The following is an 18604-nucleotide window of genomic DNA, read 5'->3' as shown; positions in this document are numbered from 1 at the left end:
GAAGGATGACGGCGGCGATGCCCGCGAAGAGCACGGCCATCGTGCGGCCGGTGCGCTCGGGGTGATGCGAGAAGCGGCTCACCAGGAAGCTGGACAGGGCCGTCAGCGGCACCAGGATCGGCGCGCGCGTCAGCGTCACCGCGAGCACCAGGGAGCCCAGGTCGGAGTGGTTCGCGGGCCCCGCGAAGAACGACAGCACCAGCGGGAACCCGTTGATGAGCACGGCCGTCGCGGAGGCGGCCAGCATGGTGCGGCCGGTGTTGCCGACGAGCGCCCGCACGCCGAACGCCACCCGGGCGTTGGCGACCAGCGCGCGCGGCGCGGTGAGGAAGACGATCGCGAGCGACACCGGGAACGGCGCGATCACGGCGATCGCCAGCGGGACGATGTCGTGGGTGACGCTCAGCACGGCCACGACGCCGACGACGCGGAGGAGGCCGTCCAGGGCGACGATCGCGGCGAGCTGCCGCCACATCCCGGCGCCGGCCATGACGCCGGAAGCGGCGGCGACCAGGCAGTTGAGGGCGGCGCCGAGGGCGACGAACCACGCCAATCCGGCGTTCGCCTGACCCAGGCTCGGCACGGCCCAGAGCACGCTCGTCGCGATCACGACGACGCCCACGACCAGCGCGGCGACGCCGGCGAAGGCCCAGAGGGAGGTGCGGCGGGAGGATGGCGCGGCCGCGGCATCCTGAACCACCGTCTGGGCTGTCGCACGCGTCGACTCCTGCTGCAGCCCGAACAGGATGCCGACCACCAGGAACAGCGCCGACCAGAAGACGGAGAACACGCCGTAGCCGGCGGCGCCCACCTCGGTGTACACGCGCCAGGTGACGACGTAGCCCGCGATGCCGGAGATCGCCGTCGCGCCCAGGATCAGGACCACCGACGAGCGAGCGGACCGCGGCGCCGACGCCTCCTCGATGTCCGGGATGGGCTCGTTGAGCGGTTCGAAGGCGGTGATGGGTCTCTCCCGTGGCGCGTGAAAGGATGGACGGCGGCCGCGCTCGCGGCACGCCAACCCTACGACGAAAGTCTGGACGCAGTGACGATCGACATCATGATGCCGTTCTACGGCGACCCGGGCCTCTTCCGCGACGCGGTGGAGAGCGTTCGGGCCCAGACCGACGGCGATTGGCGCCTGGTCGTGATCGACGACGTCTACCCCGACACCGCGCCCGGCCAGTGGGTCTCGTCGCTCGGAGACGCGCGCATCGAGTACGTCCGCAACGAGGCCAACCTCGGCGTGAGCGGCAACTTCAGCAAGTCCGTCGACCTCGTGCGGGCCGGGCACTTCGTCCTGATGGGATGCGACGACCTGATGGAGCCGGGTTACGTCGCCGGCATGCACGCCGCCATCGCGCGTCACCCCGGCGGCTCCTACTACCAGCCCGCCGTCACGGTGATCGGCGACGACGGGAAGCCGTCGCTGCCGCTCGCCGACCGGGTGAAGGCCTGGTACCGGCCCTCGCACACGGAGCCCGTGACTATGTCCGGTCAGGAGCTGGCGGTCAGCCTGCTGCGCGGCAACTGGACCTACTTCCCCTCGATCTGCTGGAGCACGGAGGCTGTGCGCCGGCACGGCTTCGACGCCGCGTTCGACGTGGTGCTCGACCTGGCCCTCCAGCTCGACATCGTGCTCGACGGGGGCAGCCTCGTGCTGCTGCCCGAGCACACGTTCCGCTACCGGCGCCACGCGGGCAGCGTCTCGTCGTGGACGGCCCAGGACGGCACCCGTTTCGACGAGGAGCGCGCCTTCTTCCTGGATGCGAAGAAGCGGCTGACGGCCCGCGGCTGGCGGCGCGCCGCGCGGGTCGCCGGTGCGCACTGGTCGTCGCGGCTGAACGCGGCGACGAAGCTGCCGGGTGCGATCGCGAAGCGCGACGGCAGCGGCCTGCGGGCGCTCAGCCGGCACATCCTGCGCGGCTGGTGACGGCCCCGGCGCTCTAGCGGATCGAGCCGGTCTCGACCCGTGCGCCGGCATCCGGGCACAGGCGCCGGAGGTCGGCAGCGAGGCCGGAGTCGCGGGTGCGGACGGTCACGCCCGTCCCCCACACCTTCAGCGCGGCGCACACCTGCTTCGGGTCGTCGGCGCGCATCGAGTAGCCGAAGGGACGGATCGGGTCGCCGTCCCTGGTGGCGGAGGCCCCGAGCAGCCAGAGGTTGACGAATCCGTCCGCCCGCCAGTCGGAGTACCCGGCCAGCATCGTCTTGGCATGCGCTGGATCCTTCAGCGCGAACAGCGTCGGCAGGACGGCGTCGCCCGAGGCCACGCCCTGGCCGTGCACGATGTCCAGGTACGGCAGGAGGGTTCCCGGTGTCGGCTGGCTGGGCACCACGCTCGCGGCGGTCGCGACGACGGCCAGGAGCACGCCGCCGACCGCGGCGACACGCCTCCACACGGTCAGAGCGACGGGTGCGATCCGGTCGAGCGCCATCCCGAGCACCAGCACCAGCAGCAGGATGCCGAGGAACCACACCAGCTTGGCCGGGTAGTAGCCCCAGCCGTACTGCCCCGGCCCCACGCTGGCGGCGAGATAGGCGTAGACGGCGAGGGCCGGCAGCACGACGCCGAGCACGCCCAGGAGGTCGGATCGCCGGCCGGGTGAGGTGGCCGTGGCGGCGGCGAGGGCGACGGCGATGCCGGCCAGCACGAACAGCAGCGCGGGCGTCACCGGGGCCATCGATCCGCCCTGGGCCAGGGCGCTGTGCTCCTGGCGGAGGTCCGGCAGGGAGAACAGCACGACGTAGCCGAGGAGTTGCAGCGCCGAGACGGCGAGAGCCGCCCACAACACCCAGCCGACCCCCTGCCGCCACGGACGTCCGGTCAGCCACCGCACACCCGCGATGGCGGCGAGGGTGAGCGGGATCGCCGCGAGGAAGGCCCACAGCCCGAGCAGCGCGGTCGCATCCAGCAACAGCACGCAGACCGCGGCGACGGGCGTGCGGCGAGCTCCCCGCCAGGCGAGCCAGGCAGCGAAGAGGCAGGCGAGCGTGGGCATGACGTTGTAGAAGCCGAACTGGAACGAGAACCCGGCCACGAACCACGAGAGGATCAGCGCGGAGCCCAGCACCGCCGCGATCGAGCGCAGCACGGGGTGACGGCCGCGGACGAGCTGGCCGGCGGTCAGACCGGCCAGGAACGCCGCGACGACGGTCGTCGCCGCGAACACGCCCGCCATCGCGGCGATGTCGTGCTGGAGCAGGCCCGGCGCGTCCGGCGCAGCGCGCCCGGTGACCATCGCGGCGGCGATCAGCACCGACACCAGCGGCGAGACGTTGGGGTGGAGGGAGGGGATGAGCCCGTCGTCGGCGATCAGGAAGCGCGACTGCACCAGGTTCCAGACGGCGTCGTTCTGCATCGCCCACGACAGCGCGTGCCCGTCGCGCAGCAGGGGCAGCGCGCAGAAGACCGCGGCGGTGACGGCTGGGAGCACGCCCGCGGCCAGCGCGGTCCCCCAGGCGCGACGCGAGGGCGGCCGGTACCCCGTGCCGAACACGACGGCGGCGCATCCCGCGAGCGCGATGAGCACGAGCACGAGGAGGTTCCCCGCCGCAAGGCCCAGACCGACCTTGTGGAAGACCCGGACCGCGAAGGCGCTCACCGCGAGCGGCACGACGACGCCGGCGGCGACACCCACCGGGCGCGAGCGGAGCGCGGCGGCCACGGACAGCGCGGACGCGGCGGCGAGCACCCACACCGTCGCGCCGGCCATCGCGAGCACGACGCCGATCAGCGTCGCAGCGAACAGCACGCCGGCCACCCAGAACCGGGAGGGAGAACGCCGGATGGTATCGTCCACCTGTTCCCTTTCCGCCAGCCCGCCCGGGCGGTCCGCCGCCCGCACTCGAAACTACCTCACGAGCCGGGGCGGCGAATCCGCGATCGACAGGATGCCGTGATGACCGCTCAGCCCGGCCCCCGGACCGGTGCGCGAGGAGCGTGGGCGACGTTCTGGCTGGCCTTCGGCGTGCTCTTCCTGATGATGGGGTCGTACTCCTTGGCGACACCGCAGGGCGCGAGCCCCGATGAGCCCGCGCACGCCATGCGCGCCTACGCGGCCGCCCACGGGCAGCTCTTCGGCCCGGAGTCCACCGCCGTCCCCGGCACGCTCGATCTCCGCGTCTCGGAGTACTTCGCGCAGCTCGAGAAGCACATGCCGTGCTTCAAGCGCGACATCACCCGGACACCCGCCTGCGTCACGCCGATCGCCCATCAGGATGCGCCCGCCACCGGCCACTCCTCCACCGGAGTGAGCACGCCCGTCTTCTACCTCGCCGTCGGCTGGCCGACCATCGCCCTGGACGGGGCGAAGGGTCTCTACGCGATGCGCCTGGCGGGCGCCGCGCTCTGCGCCGCCCTGCTGGCCCTCGCGTTCGTCGCCGTGCGGTCCCTCCCGCGGCGGCGCTGGGCGACGCTCGCGCTCGGGGCCGGGGTCACGCCGATGACACTGTTCCTCTGCGGCACCGTGAACCCGAACGGCCTGGAGGTCGCCGCGACCGCCGCCGCCTTCGCGCTGCTCGCCGCGACCTTCGGCAGCGCGTCCTCGCGCGGAGTGCTGGCCTGGCGGCTCGCGGGCGTGACGGTGGTGAGCATCCTGCTCGTCAACACCCGGAGCATCGCGCTGCTCTGGCTGCTGCTCGCCCTCGTCGCCGCGCTCATCCTCTCCGAGGGAGCGGTGCTGCGACGGGTGTTCCGCTGGTGGCCCACCTGGGTTGCCGTCGGCATCGTCGTCGCCGTGACCGGCACGGTGGCGCTGTTCTACCTGCGGCCCCGCCCGCTGACGCCCGCCTACCAGCCGATCGGCGCCGGCAGCACCTGGGGTCAGGGCTTCTCGTGGGCGTTCGACCAGACCTTCTCGTTCATGAACGGGTGGATCGCCCAGTTCGGCTGGCTGGAGATCCCGTCCCCCGCCATCGCCATCGCGGTCTGGGCCTCCGTCGGCGGCGCCCTGCTGCTGACCGGTCTCGTGCTCGGCGGCCGTCGCACCGCCCTCGCCGCCCTCCCGATCGCGCTGGCGCTCCTCCTCGTCCCGCCGCTCTCGCAGGCCGCCGTGATCGGCGTCGCCGGCTACATCTGGCAGGGCCGGTACACCCTCGCGCCGGCCGTTATGCTGCTGGTGCTCGCGGGCATCGGCCTCGACCGCGCCCGTCCGGCCGTGGAGCCTGCGGGACGGCTGCGGCCCGTGGTGCGCGTGGCGCTCATCCTGCTCGTGCTCGGCCAGGCCGGCGCGTTCCTGTGGATGCTGCGCCGCTACGTCACGGGCCTCACGAGCACGGGCACCTGGCTCGACCTGCTCCGTGCGCCCGTGTGGCAGCCGCCCGGCGGATGGATCGCCCTGGCCATCGCGCTGACCGCCGCCGCGGCCGTGGGCGCGTGGCTCCTCGACCGCGCCGTCGCGGCGCGGCCCGTGCGAGAATAGAGCGCTCGCTCATCCCCCATCTAGTACCGTGACTGCCATGCCCTTCGCCCTTTCCGACACTCTCATCGTCATGCCCGCCTTCAATGAAGAGGAGTCTGTGGCAGCGGTGATCGCCGAGGTCCGGCAGAAGCTCCCCGGCGCGGCCGTCCTGGTCGTCGACGACGGCTCGCTGGACGCGACGGCGGAGGTCGCACGCGCAGCCGGAGCGCAGGTCGCCTCGATGCCGTTCAACATGGGCGTCGGCGGAGCGCTGCGCCTGGGCTTCCAGTACGCGGTCGAGAACGGCTACTCGGTGGCGGTGCAGATCGACGCGGACGGGCAGCACGATCCGGGCCTCGTCCCGGCGCTGCTGGCCGGGCTGGACGACGCCGACCTGGTCATCGGCGCCCGGTTCTCCGGCGAGGGCGACTACACCGTGCGCGGCCCGCGCAAGTGGGCGATGAGCGTGCTGTCGACCGTGCTGAGCCGCGTCGTCCGCACCCCGCTCAAAGACACGACGAGCGGCTTCAAGGCGAACGGCCCGCGGGCGATCGCGCTGTTCGCGCACTCGTTCCCGGCCGAGTACCTGGGCGACACCATCGAGGCGCTCGTCATCGCCGGTCGCGCCGGGCTGCGCGTCCGCCAGGTGCCGGTCGCCATGCGCCCACGCGCCGGCGGCCAGCCCTCGCACAACTTCATCAAGTCCACGGTCTATCTCGGACGCGCGTTCATCGCCCTGCTCGTGGCGCTCATGCGCCCCCGCACTGCCCTGAAGGAGACGGCGACCGCCTGATGTCCCTCACCAGCTACATCTTCGGAATCCTCGCCGCGCTGCTCACGCTCGCGGTGGTCATCGAGATGCTCCGGCGCGGCCGGATGCGCGAGCGGCACGCCATCTGGTGGATGGTCGCCGGCACGCTCGCCCTCCTGATCGGCGTCTTCCCGGCGATCCTCAACTGGGCGGCGGACCTGATCGGCGTCGGCGCGCCGGTGAACCTCGTCTTCTTCGTCAGCATCGCGGTGCTCTTCCTGGTCTGCATCCAGCACAGTTCGGAGCTGACCACGCTGGAGAGCAAGTCGCGCACCCTGGCCGAGCGGAGCGCCCTGCAGGATCTTCGGATCAGCCAGCTCGAACAGCGCGTGGCCGAGCTCAGCCGCGAGCAGGAGTAGCCGGGTGAGGGGGATCTGGCGTCCGCTCCTCGTGGTGTGGGCGCTCCTGTCGGCGCTGTGCGCCTGCTGGGCCCTGGCGACCCCGGTGGCCGCGTCGCCCGACGAACCGGCCCACATCATCCGCGCGGCGAGCGTGGTGCGCGGGGAGTGGGTGGGGCCCGCCTCCTCGCACGGCAACCTCGTGACGGTGCCGGGGTACATCGCCCGCACCGCCCAGGAGACCTGCACCGCGTTCCACTACGAGCGGACCGCCGACTGCGTCACCCGTGGACCGGATGCGGCCCCCGCGCCGTCCGACCCGGCCGCGCTCACGACGGCGCCGACCACAGCGGGGCTCTACAACCCGGCGTACTACCTCGTCGTCGGCTGGCCGTCCCTGCTGTTCCATGACACGGCGGGCGTTTACGCGATGCGCGTGGTCAGCGGCATCCTGGCCGCGCTGTTCGCCGCCCTCGGCTTCGCCATGCTGTGGACGCTCCCCCGCCGTGCCATCACGCTGCTCGGCTTCGCGCTGGCCACCACGCCCGCTCTGCTGTTCCTCGGCGGCTCGGTGAACCCGACGGCCGTCGAGGCGACCGCCGTGCTCGCCCTGTTCGCCGCGATGGTGGCCATCGTGCTCGATCCGCGCCCCGAGCGGCTCGCCGTGCGCGCGGTCGTGGTGGCCGTGTCCGGTGCGTTCGCCGTCAACGCCCGCGGGCTGTCACCGCTCTGGGTGCTGCTCGCGATCGCAGTGCCGCTTCTGCTCGCTCCCCTGACGATCCTGCGCGACCTGCTGCGCAGACGACCGGTGTGGATCGCCGCCGCAGTCGTCGCGCTGGGCACCGTGTTCGCGATGGGGTGGACGCTGGGCAGCAACTCGCTCTACAACGCGGTGGAGAACCCCGACACGACGCCTCAGCACTTCCCCGGCCTCGGCACCAACCCGCTCAGCGGCTTCTGGATCACCTTCGTGCGCACCATCGAGTACGCGCACGGCGCGATCGGGCTCTTCGGCTGGCTGGACACGCCCGCCCCGCCGGAGGTGTTCTTCGTCTGGGCGGCCCTCATCGGCGCACCCCTGCTGGCGGCGGTGTGTCTGCTGCGCGGACGGCTGCTGGTCTTCGCACTGACCCTGCTCGGTGCGTACGTGCTGATCCCGCCCCTGGTGCAGGCGGCGTACATCACCGGAGGCGGCATCATCTGGCAGGGCCGCTACGCGCTGCCGCTGCTGGTGGGCCTCTGCGTCGGACTCGCCGTGGCACTCGACCACGCGTTCGAGCTCTCGCCTGAAGCGCGCTGGCTGCGCCGGGCCACGCTCGTCACCATGACGGCCCTCGCGGTGGCCCAGTTCTACGCGTTCGAGAACACGCTCCGCCGCTACACCGTCGGCCCGACCGGCTCGCTGAAGGTCATGCTCGTCGGAGCGCCGCCGTGGAATCCTCCGGGCGGGGTGCTGCTGTGGCTGCTGCTCGCGGCCCTGCTGCTCGGCGTCGGCGTGTGGCTGACAGTCCGAGCGTCGCGCCGCCTCCCGGTGGCGGCCGGGGTCGCTCCCGTGCCCGTCGCCGCGTAGACGCGCCGTTCCATCCCGGTCCCCGGCGCGGTCGCGCTCATCCGCTAGGGTGTGGCCGTGCCTCCTCAGACCGACGCCGGCCTGCGGGCGACGACGCCCGCCGCCCTCCTGTGACGTCCATGTCGCCGGCGCGCACGGAGGCCGCCGCCCGCATCCTCGCCGTGACGCGCCCCGCATCCACTCGCCGGCCGTTCGTCGCCTTCGTCGTCGCGTGGGCCACCCTGGCCGTGCTCGGGACGATCTGGGCCTGGGCGACCCCGCCCTCCGCCTCGCCGGACGAACCGGCGCACATCGTCCGGGCCGCGAGCGTCGTCCGCGGTCAGCTGTTCGGCGAGCCGTCGGCCTGGGGCAACCTGGTGCAGGTGCCGCGGTACGTCGCCGACGCGCACCTCACCACCTGCTACGCCTTCCAGCCCACCATCCCTGCTGCTTGTCCGCTGCCGGCGGAGGCCGATCCGGGTGCGATCGTGACCGCGCCGACCTCCGCCGGGCTGTACAACCCGCTGTACTACGCCCTCGTCGGCTGGCCGTCGCTGCTGTTCCACGACGCCGGAGGGCTGATGGCGATGCGGATCGCGAGCGCCGTCCTCTCCGCCCTGTTCGCCGCGCTCGCGTTCTCGACGGTGACGACCCTGCGCGAGCGGCGGATGCCCGTGCTCGCGTTCGCGGTCGCCGTCACCCCGATGCTGCTGTTCCTCAGTGGAACGGTGAACCCGAGTGCGGTCGAGGCCACGGCGACACTGGCGGTCTTCTGCGGGATGCTCGCCGTGACCCTCTCCCCCGATCCCGAGCGGTTGCGCGGGCGGGCGATCGTCGTCGCGGTGTCGGCGGTCGTCGCCATCAACGCCCGCGGGCTGTCGCCGCTCTGGGTGCTCGCCGCCCTCCTGGTGCCGCTGCTGCTGGCGCGCGGCGCGACCATCCGGAACCTGCTGCGTCGCCCCGCGGTACTCTCCGCCATGGCCGCGATCGCCGTCGGCGCCATCGCGGCGATCGGCTGGACGCTCGCCACCAACTCCCTCGCCAACGCGATCGCCCATCCGGAGGACGCCCTGCAGTTCCCGGGCGTCGGCGCGTCCCCGATCACCGGGTTCCAGAAGGTCTTCCTCGGCACGGTCGGATACTCGCAAGGCCTGGTCGGACTGTTCGGCTGGCTCGACACCCCCGCGCCCGACGCCGTGCTGTACGGCTGGGGGCTCGCCATCGGGGCCCTCGGCGCCGGCGCCCTCCTCGTGCTGCGCGGGCGCCGGCTCCTCGTCGCCGCTGTGCTGGTCGGCGCGTTCCTGCTGCTGCCCGCGCTGGTGCAGGCGGTGTACATCCACGGCGGCGGGCTGATCTGGCAGGGCCGCTACAACCTGCCGCTGTTCCTCTGCCTCGTGATCGGGCTCGCGGCGCTGCTCGGCGACTCCGCCTTCCGCACGCGGCACAGCCGGCTGCGGCTCCGCGTGCTCGTCGTCGGCGGGGCGGTCGTCGCGCAACTCTGGGCGTTCGAGACGGCGCTGCGCCGGTACGCCGTCGGCTCGAACGGCTCCGTCACGGTGCTGCTGTTCGGCTCGCCCGCGTGGGCGCCTCCCGGTGGTACCGTCCTGGTGCTGCTGGCCGCCGCTGCCGCATTCCTCGCGGCGGGGGTGCTCCTGTTCCGCGCGACCGCGGAAGAGGACGGCGAGCGCCGGTCTACGCCGGTTGCAGCAGGTCCCGCAGCACGTCCAGTCTCCCCGGCTCGCCAGCCGGGCGTAGCGGTCCCCTCGGGCGAGACGGAGCACCGGAAGCAGGCGTCGCAGCCGGCTGACCGGGAGCGCGGCGCGTTCGGCCTCGAACGCGGCCTTCTCCTCGGCGAGCGCCCGGTGATCGCCGGGGACCCCCTCGGCGCTGCCGAGACGGTCGGCCAGGATGCGCGAGCGCTGCGCGAGCATCCGGTTGCGTTCTCCGCGCCGGCCGAGCACACGCCCCACCTTGTGGCGGAGGGTCGGGTCGCCGGCCCCGATCTGGTTCTCGTCGTGCCGCCGGTAGCGGGTGAGCGGGCGTTCGCTCAGGTCGAGCCGACCGCGAGCCGCCGCCTGCACGGCCAGCCACTCGTCGTGCACCCATTCGGCCGGGAACGGCAGAGCGGCCCGCAGCAGGTCGGCGGACACCATCGCCGTGGCGCCGGTCGCCAGGTTGCGCCGGACGAAGGCGTCGAAGGCTCGGCCTGAGTGCACAGCCGCCCGCTCGTCGTCGCTCACCTCGAGGACGCCGAAGAGCGTCCCGCCGACCGGCCGGCTGTCGTCGTCGATCAGCGTGGCGTCGGTGTGGAGGAAGCCCAGCCCGGGGCGGGAGGCGAAGTAGTTCGCCATCCGCTCCAGCTTGTCGGGCTCCCACTCGTCGTCCTGGTCGCTGAGGGCGATGAGGTCGCCGTCGCACGCGCGAAGCGCCTGCTCGAAGTTCGCCGTGACGCCGAGTGGGCTGTCGTTGCGCAGCACGACCAGCTGCGGCGTCGGCGCGCCGGACGCCCGGTGCGCCGCGACCTCCTGCTCCAGGATCGCCACGGTGTCGTCCACGGAGGCGTCATCGGACACGACCAGCTGCCGCGGCGTCACCGTCTGCGCCAGGATGCTGGCGAGCTGCCGCCGGATGAACCGGGCCCCGTTGTGCGTGCACAGGGCGACGGAGATCGCCGGTGCGGCAGCGACGCGCGCGTCCGTCATCGGCGCCCCAGCCGGCTCCGGATCTTCTTCGCGACGACGGCGGGGCCGCCGTTGCGCAGGTAGTGGAAGAACAGCCCGACGTCGTGACGGATGCCGTGCTTCTTGCGACGGGTGGAGGTGCGGCGAACCGGAGCGCCGGAGCCGACGACCCCGCGCGCCACCAGGTCGGCGGCGTGCCGCGGGTCGGCCACGAAGCGCACCAACGGGGCGAGCACCACGCTCCAGAAGAAGCGCTGACGCACGCGCGCCACGTTCCGCCGGGCGGCGCGGACGAACTTCTCGTCGTACAGCACCTTCTCGAGCGCGGCGACCAGCGCATCCACATCGCCGGACGGGACGACGACCCCGAGGCCCTCCTCCTCGACGAGCTGCGCGAAGTGGTCGCCCTCGGTGACGACCATCGGCAGACCCGCCCAGAGGTAGTCGAGGATGCGCGTGCGGAACGAGAACGTCGTCTCGACGTGCGAGAAGTGCGTGCTGACGCCCGCATCCGCCTCGGTCAGGTAGTTCTGCCGGTCGGCGTAGTCGACCCAGGAGCTGTTGAAGAAGACCGCGCTGTCGAGCACGCCGAGGTCGCGGGCGAGCTGGCGCGACTCGGCCACGATGCCCATCTCGGGCACGCCCGGGTGCGGGTGCTTGGTGCCCTGGAAGAACAGGCGGACGTCGTCGTGCGTCTGCGAGAGCCGGGCCACGGCCTCGATCAGCGACTTCGGGTCGAACCAGTTGTAGAGGCCGCCGCTCCACAGCAGCAGCTTGTCGTCGCGTCCGATCCCGGGCAGCACCCCCTTGAGCACGTCGCGCTCGTGGGCGGGCGGCGTCTCGGAGAGGCCGAACGGCACGACGTCGATGAGCCCGTCGAGGTCCGGGTCGTCGTCGTAGTTGGCCGGGTTGATGCGACCGAGCGCCGCCAGCTGACCGAGGTAGAAGTGGCGCTGCCGCTCGGACGCACAGAGGAAGAAGTCGCCGCGCTCCAGCTGCTCGTTGAGCACGTCGGTGGCGTCGCCGACCTGCTTGTCCCACTGCGCGCGCCCGAGCTCCCGGCCCTGCTCCAGCTGCTCCAGGTGCATCGGATCGTAGACGTCGGCGACGATGATCTTGTCGGTCTTGCGCAGGCTCTCGAACAGCGCCATCGCCAGACCCTGGAACACGATGACGTCGCTCTCGCGCTCGAGCGCCCGCATCGCGCGGTCGTCGCCCGGGCGCACGTGCACCACGTCGAACGGCGCCGACACCGGCTCGACGCCGGCCAGCGACACCAGCGTCACGACGTTGTCCTTCGCAAGCGCGTCCGCCATGCTCCAGGCGCGGATGGCCGGGCCGGCCATCTTGGCGCCGATCGGGTCTCCCGTGATGATCAGCACGCGGGTGACGGCGGGGCGCTCGGTGACCGGGAACGCCGTCGCCAGCTTGTCGTAGCCCTCGAGGTAGTGCTCGTCGGTGTACGAGGGGGCGTCCGTCTCGCCGAACAGCGACCAGATGCGGCTGTCGGCGACCACGCGGGTGCTCTGGATGCGCTCGCGGTCCGCCGCGAGGCCCGGGAGGTGCTCGACGAACTGGTCGATCGCATAGACGGCGGCCACCGTCTCCTTGTCGATCTCCATCGTCGGGTCGTTGGAGCCGCCCTTGCGCAGGTCGAACTCGGTCGAGTCGAGGCCGCCCTTCGCCACGCCACGGCGGATCGTCAGCGCGAGGGTCGCCGGCAGCGCCGTCGCGAGCGCCTCCTCGCCGAGGTTCTTGTACTGGGTGAAGAGGGCGTTGCGCTCGAGGAGGTAGCTCTCCTTGAACTCGCCGAAGGACGACATCGAGGCGTGGTGCTTGTGGAACGCGAGCGATGCGGGCTCGTACACGAAGCGGTGACCGGCGAGGTTGAGCCGCCAGCCGAGGTCGACGTCCTCGAAGAACATGAAGAAGCGCTCGTCGAATCCGCCCAGCGCCTCGTAGACCGAGCGGCGCACGAACATGGCAGAACCGGTGCCGAACAGCACGTCCTTCGGCACGTCGGGGGTGGAGGGCACGGGCTGCGCGGTCAGCGGCTTGTAGCCCTGGCCGAACCAGGTCATCGCCGACCCGATGTAGTCGACCTTCTCGCCGTCCCAGTCGAGCACGCGGCTGGCCACGGCGCCGACGCGGGCGCTCGACTCGAAGCGCTCCACCGCGGCGCGCACCCAGGCGGCGTCCGGCTTCGCGTCGTTGTTGAGGAACGCGACGTACTCGCCCGAGGCGGCGCGCACGCCCAGGTTGCAGCCGCCCGCGAAACCGAGGTTCGCCTTCGACTCGATGAGCACGACGTGCGGTGCGGCGGCCCGGATGCGCTCGGCGCTGTCGTCGCCCGACGCGTTCTCGACCACGACGATCTCGAGGCGCTCGGCCGGCCAGTCCAGCCGGCCCAAGTGGTCGATTGCGGTCAGCGTGTCGTCCGTCCCCCGGAAGTTCACGAGGACGACCGAGACGACCCCGGGGCGCGTGGTAGGCATGCGTTCCTTTCGCTGGCAGATCGCCCGCCAGCCTACCAAGCGGCTCTGTGGGTCTCCCCGGGCGCGCCAGAGGGAGTTGCTAAGCTCTCTGGCGACCCCCGCCCGGCACGCGACGCGATATGAGGCCGCCACCGTATGAGCACCGAGACCGCCCCGACGCAGGGCCGCCGACGGTTCCGGGAGCGGATCTTCTCGCGCGCATCCATCGGGCCGGTGCTGCTCGTGCTCGCCTCGCTGCTGGTCGGCATCGTGCAGGTGCCCGGCCACAAGGGCGTCTCCCCCGTCGACGAGTACGTGTACATCGACTACTTCGCCAAGGTCGCCTCCCAGGGGACGGTGCACCGCGGCGAGCAGACGGGCACCTTCGCCCGCCAGGAGCTGGGATGCCGCGGGCTGCGCCTCCTGCAGCCGGCCCCGGATGCGCGGTGCCAGCTGAACAACGCCCGGAACAAGGAGCTCTTCCCGTTCCACGGAGCCACCTCCGCGTACATCTACACACCGCTGTACTTCGGCATCACGCGCGTGCTCGCCGAGCCGCTGGTCTGGGCGGGCGTTGGCCTCGTCGACGCCGGCCGGTTCATCGGCGCGATCTGGCTCGCCGCCGCCGCGCTGCTGCTGTACCTGGCGCTCCGGCGGCTCCGCGTGCATCCGGTCGCCGCGACGGCGGTCGGCCTGCTGATGGTCGGCTCGCTGCCCGCGTACTGGTCGAACACGTACATCAGCACCGACGCGACGGCTCTCTTCGCCGGAGCGCTGATGCTCTACCTGGCGACGTTCGTGGAGCGGAGGCGCGGGCGCATCCTCTTCGTCGCGGGGGCCGCCTTCGTCACACTGCTCAAGGTGCAGAACCTGGCGGCCGTCGCCGCAGCCGTGCTCTTCGTCGTGCTGCGCGTCGGCCTCGCCGCCTATCGCGAGCGCACGTCGCGCGGAGCCTGGATCGGCCGGATGTTCGCCGACAGCCGGACCATCACCGCGATCGTCGCGGTCGTGGCCGCCGTCGTCGCGCAGGTGCTGTGGCTGGTGTACTCCACCGCGTCGGCGGTCGGGCCGGCGCCCGACATGGGCAAGGTCCGTCCGCTCGGGATCACGTCGATCATCCTGCAGTCCGGCCTCTTCATCGACGGAGCCACCAAGGGCGTCGGCGACATCACGACGTTCCTCAAGGGCCCGGGCCTGATCGTCAACTACGCGGTGTCGTGGATCGCCGTGGCCGGCGTGATCGGCCTGCTGATGGTCTCCCGCTGGGGCCGCCGGCGCAACGCGATCGCGATCGCGACCTTCGCCGCGGCCGCCATCTCGGCCCCGCTTCTCTCGGCCGTGACCTACGTCACGCTGGGCACCTACCCCGACCCGCCGCCCGCGCGGTACGGCATCTCGCTGGTGCCGCTGTTCCTGGCCTGCGCCGGCCTGCTGCTCGCGCGGCGCCCGGTCCCGCGCTGGATCTTCGCCGGCGTGGCCGTGCTCACGTATCTCGCCTCGCTGTTCCTCCCCCAGGGCTGAGCGTGACCGATTCGGTGGTGTCCGCGCCGCGCTTCCCCGGCCGGCTGTTCGCGTCGGTGTTCGCGGTGCTCTTCGTCATCATGGGCGCCTGGTCGCTGGCGACCCCGATCTACGCTGTGCCGGACGAGGCGTCACACATCGTGCGAGCCACCGCCGCGGCGCGCGGCGAGATCGTCGGCGACGGAAAGCACTTCCAGGCTCCGGGGTACCTGTACATCCCCGGCGCGGGCGCCTGCTTCGCGGGACGGCCGGACACGACTCCGGCCTGCGTGGGCACCTCACCGTACGGCTCCGGCCTGCGGGACACCGCGACCGCAGCGAACACCAACTCTCCGGTCTATTACGTGGCGGTCGGTCTCCCGTCGCTCGCGCTGTCCGGACCTCCGGCGATCTTCGGCATGCGGCTGCTCTCCGCCGCCCTGACCGCCGCCCTCTTCGCGGCGACGGCCGTGCTGCTGCGCCGGCTCCCCGGCGCGCGGTGGACGTTGCTGCTCCCTCTCGCGACCATCACGCCCGAGGCCGTCTTCCTGGGCGGAGCCGTCAACCCGAACGCGGTCGAGATGGCCGCCGCCGGCTCCCTCTTCGCGTCGCTGCTCGTGCTGGCGCGGGTGCGGCCGTCCGGGTGGGCCTTCGGTTTCGCCGCGGCGACCGCCGTCGGCTCCACCGCGTTCGTCACCGGCGGGCGCAGCCTCGGCCTGCTCTGGGTCGTCCTGGCCGGGGTGGGCGTCATCGCCCTGCTGCGGCGCGACGACTGGCGGGCGCTCGCGCGCCGCACCTCCACCTGGATCGTCCTCGGGCTGCTCGCGCTGATCGGCGCCGCCCAGCTGTTCTGGTTCACGCGGCCGGCGAACGGCGTACAGCCACTCGCGCAGCCGACACCGGGCAGCCTGATCACCGTCGCCCAGAACATGGTCGAGAAGACGTTCGACTACTGGCGGCAGATGACCGGCCTCTTCGGCACGGTCGACGTGCCCGCTCCCGAGGGCGTGCAGACCCTGTGGACGGCCCTCTTCGTCGCCCTCGTCGTGCTTCCGCTCGTGCTCGGCCGGGGCCGCGCGCGCTGGGTGGCCGCCGGGTTCTCCGCCGCGCTGCTGCTCGTCCCGGTCGCCACGCAGGTCGCCCTGTGGCGGCAGGTCGGCGACGTCTGGCAGGGCCGCTACATGCTCGCGGTGCTGCTGCTCGTCGCCATCGCGGGCGGGCTCGCGCTCGACTCCGCGGGACGCGGGCTGACCCGGCCGTCGATGGACGCGGTGCGCGCGATCCTCGTGCTGCTGGCCGTCGGCCAGTTCGCGGCCTTCGCCTTCACGCTGCGCCGCTACGCCGTCACGGACAAGTCGTGGCCGCACTTCCTGCTCGGCCCGCAGTGGCAGCCCCCGGCGGCACCATCCTGCTGACGCTGGCCGTGCTCGCCGCCCTCGGCTTCGCCGTGGTGAGCGTCTGGCGCGCGCTACCGCTGCTGGCGGCCGAGCCGCAGCGCACGGACCGGCCGCCCGCCGATCAGGGCGCCACCCACGGCGGCGCCTCGGTCGCCACGGCCTTCGACTCCGGGTCGCACAGGAACTCGTAGAGGCCGTCGAGCGCCGCATCCCAGTCGGAGTGCGCGGCGTCGATGGTGCCGAGGCCGGCCGCGGCGATGCTCCGGCGCAGCTCCGCATCCCGGACCAGCTCGTCCAGCGCCGCGACGACCTCCTCGTACGTCATCATCGTCGTGCGCGCGTTCTCGCGCGGCCGGAACAGCCAGCGGAACCACGGCGAGTCCGGGACGACCATCGCGACGCCGCTGGCCATCAGCTCGAGCGGCAGGTACGACGGGTGCCGTGAGATCTGCAGGGTGATGCCGATGTCGGTCTCGCGGTAGAGGCGCCCGGTCGCCCGGTAGTCGAGCAGCCCGAGGTCGATGAAGTCGGCACTCGGCGGCAGGTACTTGGCGCCCGCCGCGATGATGCGCACGCGGTCGCCGTGACGGCGCTTGATCTCGCTCAGGGCGGCGTACACGAGTTCCCAGCAGTTGCGGAAGTGGTCGCGGGCGTACGCGAAGATCGTGACCGGCTCATCCGGCTGCCGCTCGCGCCGGCCCTCCCCGTGGAAGACGGAGCGGTCGACCGCCGGCTCGAAGTACGTCGCCGTCCCGCCGTAGCCGCCCGCGTAGATGTCGTGCATGCTGCGGGTGTTGCAGATGCCGTAGAGGCCGAGCCGGTAGGTCTGCTCGGTCATCGCGAACATCGTGCTGGCCGGGTAGAACGACGGCTCGTAGTCCTGGATGAGGTAGAACTTGCGCGGCGCGCACGGCGCCTTGGCCACATCCCGCGCCGTGAGCCAGAACGTCGCGATCGCCGCGTCCGCCTGAGGGATGGCCGCAAGGCCCTCGTCGGTGCCGTAGTAGTTGCCGACCTCCGCGTCGGCGAGGCCCGGGAAGGCGGCGACGATCGCGGACTTGTAGAACTCGTCGGCCGGGTGCCCGTTCACGAGGAACCGGTTGACGACGCCGTGCTCGCGCGCGAGCTTGTCCGCGATCCGGAGGGTGGTGTTGACGCCGCCGAAGAACGGCAGGTCGAACCCGGGGAGCAGCCAGTTGATGGTCCGGACTTCGCGCCGGCCGGTGACCGACCGGTGCGTCTCGACGACCTGCGCCACCTCCTCGGCGGTGATGGTCGCCAGGGGCAGGAGCGCCGTGGCGTCCTCCGAGATGGTGGACTGCTGGGCGTCCGACTTCCACGGGCGGCCGAGCCCGGCCATGGTGAGCTCGAGCGGTGACGGGTCGCCGGCCGCCGCGAAGCGGGGCACCTCGACCAGGCGGCAGACGTTCGGCGAGATGTACGGATCGCCTCCGGCCAGCCACGGCTGGTAGCGCCAGTAGCTCGCGAACGAGTCCGACCGCGGCGCATGGGCTCCCCGGGTCAGCGACTCGAAATGCCGCACGGCGTCGAACGGGATGACCACGTTGCGCCGCCCGCGGATGACCTGGTCGAGCCCGAGGACGACGTCGCTGCCGGTGAGCTGGAACCGCTCGTCGAACCCGCCGACCTCCTCGAAGAACGTCCGCCGGATGCCGACGCAGGCTGCCGTCACGGCGAGCGTGTCGCGGTACCAGCGGACGGGTCCGATCAGCGAGTCCGCATCCGGCCGCATCCCGGCGAACAGGTTGGCCGCGAAGCCGCCCGGCCCGAGCATGACGCCGCCGTGCTGGACCAGCCCGTCGGCCGTTCGGTGCTGGAAGCCGACCGTCCCGACGCCGTCGCGGTGGAGCATCCCGACGAGCTCCTTCAGCCAGCCCGGGTCGACGATCTCGGTGTCGTCGTTGAGGAAGACCAGCACCTCGCCGTCGGTGCCGCGCGCCGTCACCGTGTTGACGCGGGAGTAGTTGAACGGCTCCTCGTGCCACCACACATGGCGCACCGGGATGCCCGGCTGCAGCGCCTCGTACCAGGCCTCGTTCTCGTCGGTCTCACCGCCGTTGTCGACGACCGTGACATCGAACCGCGGGTAGTCGGTGGTCGCCAGGCTGGGCAGCAGCCGCTCGAGGTTAGCCCGGCCGTGGCGGGTGGGGACGACGATGGACACGGTCGGCCACTCCGCGGGCTGGAAGCGCACGCGGACGATCCCGTCGCTGACCTCCGCCGTGGCGTCCTCGCCGCGGTCGCGGAGCGCACGCGCCACCATGGCGGCGTCGTCGTCCGTTGCCGGCGCGCCGGCCGCAGGCCCGTCTGGGACGGTCAGCAGCACGTGCGGCACGCGTCCCACCGCCGCGTCGTCGAGCTCGGAGCGCAGCAGCAGCCGCCAGATGCCGTGGTCGTCGAGCGTCGCGCCGACGGCGGCCCGGGCATCCGG

At 72.4% G+C, this 18604-nt stretch carries 13 protein-coding genes and 1 pseudogene; 10 read left to right on the top strand and 4 right to left on the bottom strand.

Annotation, left to right across the window (positions count from 1 at the left end; genetic code table 11):
- Positions 1-215 precede the first annotated feature (215 nt).
- Both ACQ86M_RS01785 and ACQ86M_RS01780 read left to right on the top strand, forming a co-directional pair.
- The gene (locus ACQ86M_RS01785; protein ID WP_431246837.1) at positions 216-569 is read left to right on the top strand and encodes a hypothetical protein; all 354 of its coding nucleotides are present in this window, start codon (positions 216-218) and stop codon (positions 567-569) included.
- 476 nt (positions 570-1045) lie between these two features.
- A complete protein-coding gene (locus ACQ86M_RS01780; protein WP_431246836.1) occupies positions 1046-1933 on the top strand; it encodes a glycosyltransferase family 2 protein in 888 nt (295 codons plus the stop codon).
- A gap of 13 nt (positions 1934-1946) precedes the next feature.
- Here the strand turns inward: ACQ86M_RS01780 and ACQ86M_RS01775 are convergent, their stop codons facing one another.
- Entirely contained in the window at positions 1947-3803 is a 1857-nt protein-coding gene (locus ACQ86M_RS01775) for a hypothetical protein (protein WP_431246835.1), read from the bottom strand.
- 99 nt (positions 3804-3902) lie between these two features.
- On the opposite strand from ACQ86M_RS01775, the gene ACQ86M_RS01770 reads away from it, so the two are divergent.
- From ACQ86M_RS01770 to ACQ86M_RS01750, 5 genes are all read left to right on the top strand, one after another.
- Complete coding sequence (locus tag ACQ86M_RS01770) at positions 3903-5423, top strand: DUF2142 domain-containing protein (RefSeq protein ID WP_431246834.1); 1521 nt, start codon at positions 3903-3905, stop codon at positions 5421-5423.
- Positions 5424-5460: 37 nt separating this feature from the next.
- Positions 5461-6195, top strand: a complete 735-nt coding sequence (locus ACQ86M_RS01765) for a glycosyltransferase family 2 protein (protein ID WP_431220455.1) — start codon at positions 5461-5463, stop codon at positions 6193-6195.
- Positions 6195-6572: a DUF2304 domain-containing protein gene (locus ACQ86M_RS01760; protein ID WP_431220454.1), complete on the top strand. Its 378-nt coding sequence runs from the start codon at positions 6195-6197 to the stop codon at positions 6570-6572. Before ACQ86M_RS01765 ends, ACQ86M_RS01760 begins: the two co-directional genes overlap by 1 nt.
- Positions 6573-6576: 4 nt before the next feature.
- The gene (locus ACQ86M_RS01755; RefSeq protein WP_431246833.1) at positions 6577-8121 is read left to right on the top strand and encodes a DUF2142 domain-containing protein; all 1545 of its coding nucleotides are present in this window, start codon (positions 6577-6579) and stop codon (positions 8119-8121) included.
- Between the two features lie 119 nt (positions 8122-8240).
- Positions 8241-10310 (top strand): DUF2142 domain-containing protein, encoded by a 2070-nt coding sequence (locus ACQ86M_RS01750; protein WP_431246832.1) that lies wholly within the window; start codon positions 8241-8243, stop codon positions 10308-10310.
- 144 nt (positions 10311-10454) lie between these two features.
- On the opposite strand, the pseudogene ACQ86M_RS01745 reads toward ACQ86M_RS01750, so the two are convergent.
- A pseudogene (locus tag ACQ86M_RS01745) lies at positions 10455-10802 on the bottom strand (glycosyltransferase); the annotation flags it as partial.
- Complete coding sequence (locus ACQ86M_RS01740; RefSeq protein ID WP_431246831.1) at positions 10799-13276, bottom strand: glycosyltransferase; 2478 nt, start codon at positions 13274-13276, stop codon at positions 10799-10801. The pseudogene ACQ86M_RS01745 and the gene ACQ86M_RS01740, both read right to left, overlap by 4 nt.
- A gap of 135 nt (positions 13277-13411) precedes the next feature.
- On the opposite strand from ACQ86M_RS01740, the gene ACQ86M_RS01735 reads away from it, so the two are divergent.
- From ACQ86M_RS01735 to ACQ86M_RS01725, 3 genes are read left to right on the top strand one after another with little or no spacing between them, the layout of a single operon-like run.
- Complete coding sequence (locus ACQ86M_RS01735; protein ID WP_431246830.1) at positions 13412-14776, top strand: hypothetical protein; 1365 nt, start codon at positions 13412-13414, stop codon at positions 14774-14776.
- Between the two features lie 2 nt (positions 14777-14778).
- Positions 14779-16170, top strand: a complete 1392-nt coding sequence (locus ACQ86M_RS01730; RefSeq protein ID WP_431246829.1) for a DUF2142 domain-containing protein — start codon at positions 14779-14781, stop codon at positions 16168-16170.
- A complete protein-coding gene (locus ACQ86M_RS01725) occupies positions 16140-16343 on the top strand; it encodes a hypothetical protein (protein ID WP_431246828.1) in 204 nt (67 codons plus the stop codon). The genes ACQ86M_RS01730 and ACQ86M_RS01725 overlap by 31 nt, the downstream gene beginning before the upstream one ends.
- On the opposite strand, the gene ACQ86M_RS01720 is transcribed toward ACQ86M_RS01725, so the two are convergent.
- Positions 16274-18436, bottom strand: a complete 2163-nt coding sequence (locus ACQ86M_RS01720) for a glycosyltransferase (RefSeq protein ID WP_431247837.1) — start codon at positions 18434-18436, stop codon at positions 16274-16276. The two genes, ACQ86M_RS01725 and ACQ86M_RS01720, sit on opposite strands and share 70 nt — an antisense overlap.
- Positions 18437-18604 lie beyond the last annotated feature (168 nt).

Origin of the sequence: Leifsonia xyli subsp. cynodontis, from assembly GCF_050632205.1 — a bacterium.
Lineage (GTDB): Bacteria > Actinomycetota > Actinomycetes > Actinomycetales > Microbacteriaceae > Leifsonia > Leifsonia xyli_D.
This window is presented reverse-complemented; position numbering and strand designations above follow the sequence as displayed.

What these genes read in the sequence shown, in the direction of transcription:
- ACQ86M_RS01785 (WP_431246837.1), top strand. Translation starts at nt 216, where the DNA reads ATGAGCACGGCCGTCGCGGAGGCGGCCAGCATGGTGCGGCCGGTGTTG.
- ACQ86M_RS01770 (WP_431246834.1), top strand. Translation starts at nt 3,903, where the DNA reads ATGACCGCTCAGCCCGGCCCCCGGACCGGTGCGCGAGGAGCGTGGGCG.
- ACQ86M_RS01765 (WP_431220455.1), top strand. Translation starts at nt 5,461, where the DNA reads ATGCCCTTCGCCCTTTCCGACACTCTCATCGTCATGCCCGCCTTCAAT.
- ACQ86M_RS01760 (WP_431220454.1), top strand. Translation starts at nt 6,195, where the DNA reads ATGTCCCTCACCAGCTACATCTTCGGAATCCTCGCCGCGCTGCTCACG.
- ACQ86M_RS01750 (WP_431246832.1), top strand. Translation starts at nt 8,241, where the DNA reads ATGTCGCCGGCGCGCACGGAGGCCGCCGCCCGCATCCTCGCCGTGACG.
- ACQ86M_RS01740 (WP_431246831.1), bottom strand. Translation starts at nt 13,276, where the DNA reads ATGCCTACCACGCGCCCCGGGGTCGTCTCGGTCGTCCTCGTGAACTTC.
- ACQ86M_RS01735 (WP_431246830.1), top strand. Translation starts at nt 13,412, where the DNA reads ATGAGCACCGAGACCGCCCCGACGCAGGGCCGCCGACGGTTCCGGGAG.
- ACQ86M_RS01720 (WP_431247837.1), bottom strand. Translation starts at nt 18,436, where the DNA reads ATGGTGGCGCGTGCGCTCCGCGACCGCGGCGAGGACGCCACGGCGGAG.